Annotated in this window: 5 protein-coding genes and 1 pseudogene; 1 reads left to right on the forward strand and 5 read right to left on the reverse strand. The window is 38.6% G+C overall.

What is annotated here, in order from left to right:
- Positions 1-242 precede the first annotated feature (242 nt).
- From ACZFYI_RS16960 to ACZFYI_RS16975, 4 genes are read right to left on the reverse strand one after another with little or no spacing between them, the layout of a single operon-like run.
- Positions 243-866: a hypothetical protein gene (locus ACZFYI_RS16960; protein WP_462525315.1), complete on the reverse strand. Its 624-nt coding sequence runs from the start codon at positions 864-866 to the stop codon at positions 243-245.
- Between the two features lie 5 nt (positions 867-871).
- Complete coding sequence (locus ACZFYI_RS16965) at positions 872-1456, reverse strand: hypothetical protein (RefSeq protein ID WP_462525316.1); 585 nt, start codon at positions 1454-1456, stop codon at positions 872-874.
- A gap of 55 nt (positions 1457-1511) precedes the next feature.
- The gene (locus tag ACZFYI_RS16970; protein ID WP_462525317.1) at positions 1512-2207 is read right to left on the reverse strand and encodes a YjjG family noncanonical pyrimidine nucleotidase; all 696 of its coding nucleotides are present in this window, start codon (positions 2205-2207) and stop codon (positions 1512-1514) included.
- 10 nt (positions 2208-2217) lie between these two features.
- Positions 2218-2601, reverse strand: a complete 384-nt coding sequence (locus ACZFYI_RS16975) for an ArsR/SmtB family transcription factor (RefSeq protein WP_462525318.1) — start codon at positions 2599-2601, stop codon at positions 2218-2220.
- A 195-nt stretch (positions 2602-2796) separates the two neighbouring features.
- On the opposite strand from ACZFYI_RS16975, the gene ACZFYI_RS16980 reads away from it, so the two are divergent.
- Positions 2797-3387: a carboxypeptidase-like regulatory domain-containing protein gene (locus ACZFYI_RS16980; protein ID WP_462525319.1), complete on the forward strand. Its 591-nt coding sequence runs from the start codon at positions 2797-2799 to the stop codon at positions 3385-3387.
- Positions 3388-3558: 171 nt separating this feature from the next.
- Here ACZFYI_RS16980 and ACZFYI_RS16985 read toward each other — a convergent pair.
- Positions 3559-3818, reverse strand: a pseudogene (locus ACZFYI_RS16985) (mechanosensitive ion channel protein MscS); the annotation flags it as partial.

A 3818-nucleotide genomic window follows, 5' to 3' on the forward strand; every position in this document is an offset into this window, starting at 1 on the left:
TTTTGGCATTGGAGCATTTGCCATGGACGGTAGATGATTTGGTAAGGGAGATAACAGCGATGGCAGGGATGTAACGCATCATTTTTTTTTTTTACATTTTTTTATAAGCAGTGTTGTTTTAGCTGTTTTCTTTTTGTTTTTATTTGATTTACTATTGTTAGAAATACTTTTTTCTTTTTTCTTTGGCTCTTCTACTTTTTCTTTTATCTTTTTTTGTTTAAAAATAGATTTTTTTTTCCCTTCTAGATTTTTATGGAAAGTCTTGGCCCAAAAAAAACTCCCCTCACAAACATCCCTTTGCCAAAAAACAAACCGCCTTCAAAACCCAAGCTTCCCCTATTTCCCAATGGCTTATAGACTGCGTACCTCAACGGTAATTGAAATTCTATGGAAGTAGCTTGTTCCCAAAAATAGGCTGTATAGTATTTCATTTCCTCGTCAAAGTTTCCTACGTCATAAAATTCATTTGCCTCCACCATCACAGCGACCCCCGTACCTAAATCAAGGTGCAAACCCCATACCGGCAAAAGCATATTTCTCTGAATCAGGAAGGAAAAGTGTTCGGAGTTGACCCTACCGTCGATAGGAAGGTCTCCCAAAATAGGTGCCAATGGGGTATTTGCAACAGACTCTCTTGAATATTCAATCACCGAATTATTGTAATTGGTACCCAAAGACCAATGTTTATGAATCGGGTAATAAAGTCCCAAATTAAGGTTAAATCCAAGGCGTGGCTTTTCAAAGAATTGTTGATTCGGAATTCTGAAAGTCCCAAGAGAGATCCCAAAATCAGCATTTTGCGCAGCCAATTTTGTGACAAAAGGAATGAAAACTATGGCGAGTAAAATGATTATCCTGATTTTCATTCGATTCAAAGTCTAAAGGATAAAGTAGGAGTCAAATGAAATCCTCCAAATGTATAAAATGGCGTCAAGAAAAATCCTGTCCTCATCCCAAGCCAAAGGCTCGGTGTGATTTCCTTTCTGTATTGAACTTGTATGGGAAAAGTGGCATCTCTGTAATATTGGATTTGTCCCCGTAAAGCCAAATCTTCTTCATTGAAGGCCAATCTGTTTTCGAGAAAAAATCCAAAACCACTGTTAACCACTAATTCAGAGGTTTCATTTAAAGTAAAAATCCTACCGATGCCAAGATAAAAAAAGTACACATCCACTTTGGAGTTTTCGGGGCCTACTTTTTGTCCATTTACCCTCAACTCAGACAAGGCGGGGTTGTATTGAAAACCTCCTTTGGAGATATTGGTAGACAGAACAAGTCTCTTTTTGGTATGATAAGAAAAAGAAACACCGGAAATTAGCCCAGGTTTTCCTTCTTGATAATACCAAAAATCAAGCGGTGTAAATAATCCTGAGGAAACCCCAATATCATACTGCTGCCCTTTGGATAAGGTAGCAAAGAAGCAAAAAAACAAAAGAAAGAATAGCCCTTTTCTCATATTGGACGCAAAAATAAGCTACATTCTTAGGTATTTATTTATTCAGCAAAAAAAATTACAGAATAATTTCCAATTCCTTCAAATGCCGAATAGTATGCGTCGGCTGATGCTCGATGCCTTTTTCATGTGGATCAAAAAAGACCTGATCTATGTTGGATCGGATGGCTCCAAGGATATCCGAATTGGGATTGTCGCCTATCATGATACAATCCACTGATTGAACGGACAATTTATCCATGGCATATTGAAAAATCCTAGGATCAGGCTTTTTGTGGCCGGTGGTCTCGGAAGTCACCACCAAGTCAAAGTAGGGCGTCAACCCTGAGGAATGCATTTTCTTGGCCTGACTTTCATTGAAGCCATTGGTGATGATATGCATCTTGTAATTGGGTCTCAAATAATCCAGAATCTCTTTGGAGTAGGGGAGTAAATGTGGCTTAGATGAAGTCCTGTGCATAAAATCCTCCTCCATATCTTTGGGTACCTTGTTTCCCAAAACCCCTGCTTTTTCAAAAATAAGTTTGAACCTTGTTTCCCTAAGGCTTTGCTTGTCAATTTTGCCTAAGTCATACAGTGCCCAAAGCTTGAAATTGACCTGATAGAAGGCATCGATGAAAGTCCGGTAATTTGGAATTCCTACTGAGATCAGCTGGTAAATTTCAAACAACTCTGATAATGATTCTTGCACATTAGTATCATAATCCCACAGGGTGTGGTCCAGGTCAAAGAAAATATGGCGGTACTTTTTCAAATGGGATGATTTATTTGCGATAAGGGTTATTCTCTATTTTATTGATGGCCAATTCCCGGTTGGAAAGCAGGATATTGTAGACATCCTGATCTCGTTTGAAATTGGGGTCTTTTTGGATAAACTTAAAAATCTGTTGGATGATTTCTTGGGCTTCGTCCAAGATATAGTAAAAAATCCATTGGTCCACCCTTCGGCTTCCCAACAATCCGGAATTTTTGAGGTAGATCAGGTGTCTGCTGGTTTTCGTTTGGGTAAAGTCAAGGATATGCTCCAAGTCAGAAATCGAAAGTTCCTTGTTCTGGAGCAAAAGATGAAGGATTCGGACTCTTGGTTCTTCCGAAAGTGCCTTGAAAATCCTCATGCCATAACTTAAGCTGATATTTTTAAGTCGCATTTAGTAAAATTAACGAATAAAACCCGGTCGAAATTAAGCAAATGAAACTAAAATAGGCTAATATTATACCCAAATTAGAAAACCTAATTAGTCTGAATTCGGTTCAGTGAATCCAAAAAGATAAACCGTATTACCTTGAAATTTAAAGTACAACCTATAGCTGTTTTCCTTTTTTTCACCCTTTTCTTATTGGGGATTGAAGACGGTTTTGCCCAAGATAGAGAAAGAAAAGTAATCCAGCTGTCCGGAATCATCCTCAATGCTGACAGCACTGATGCTGTTCCCGGAGTCAATGTCTATGTACCGAAAAAAGGCCGTGGTACAAGTTCAGGCCGATACGGATATTTTTCCATGCCGGTATTGGAAGGTGACAGTGTGATTTTCAGTTTTATTGGTTTGAGAAAACAGTCTTTCAAAGTTCCTGAAAACGTTGATGATGACAAGATATCTTTGATACTCACCATGCAGATCGATGAGATCGCTTTGGCAGAAATCGAAGTCATGCCCTACCCCACCGAAGATGAATTCAAAAGACAGGTACTGGCGATGAATTATGAAGCGCCGATGACCATCGACAGGACGGGAAACCTTAGTCCTGAAACGCTGCTGAGATATGCGGAGGCGATGCCGGCGTCAGGAAATGAAAACATGAGGTATTTCCAGCAGGGACAGATCATGCAGATACAGGATAGGTATGGACCTAGACCGTTTACGCTGATGGATCCATTTGCCTGGTCCAAATTTATCCAATCGATTAAAAGAGGTGATCTGAAGAAGAAAGATTGATATACTCTTAGCAGAAATAAAATAAAAAGGTTCAGAACTCATCATTTTGAGCCTTTTTTTATTTTCTCGTGGTTTGCCTTCTTCTATAAAAACCAAACACTCAATTAACTCGAATCCAATATCTTCCAATATCCATTAATATCTTTTTACTGATCAAACCCCAATCAAGGATCATTCTCCCTTTTCCAAATAAATCGAAGTAATCGGATAGACGATCTTGATATCTTTTTCCGCTCTGAATCTGTCAATAATCGCTTCTGAAATCTGATTCTCCAATACCCTTCTCTTTCTTGGTTTACAGAGGTACCTGAGTGAAAGTTGAATGCCTCTCTCTTGGATTTTGGTGTAGACAGTTGGGGTATATTGACTAAATGAAATAAAATGTTCCTTTTGGGCTATTCTCAAATCAGACTCAATTGTTTTAAAATCAG

Source organism: Aquiflexum sp. (assembly GCF_977115555.1).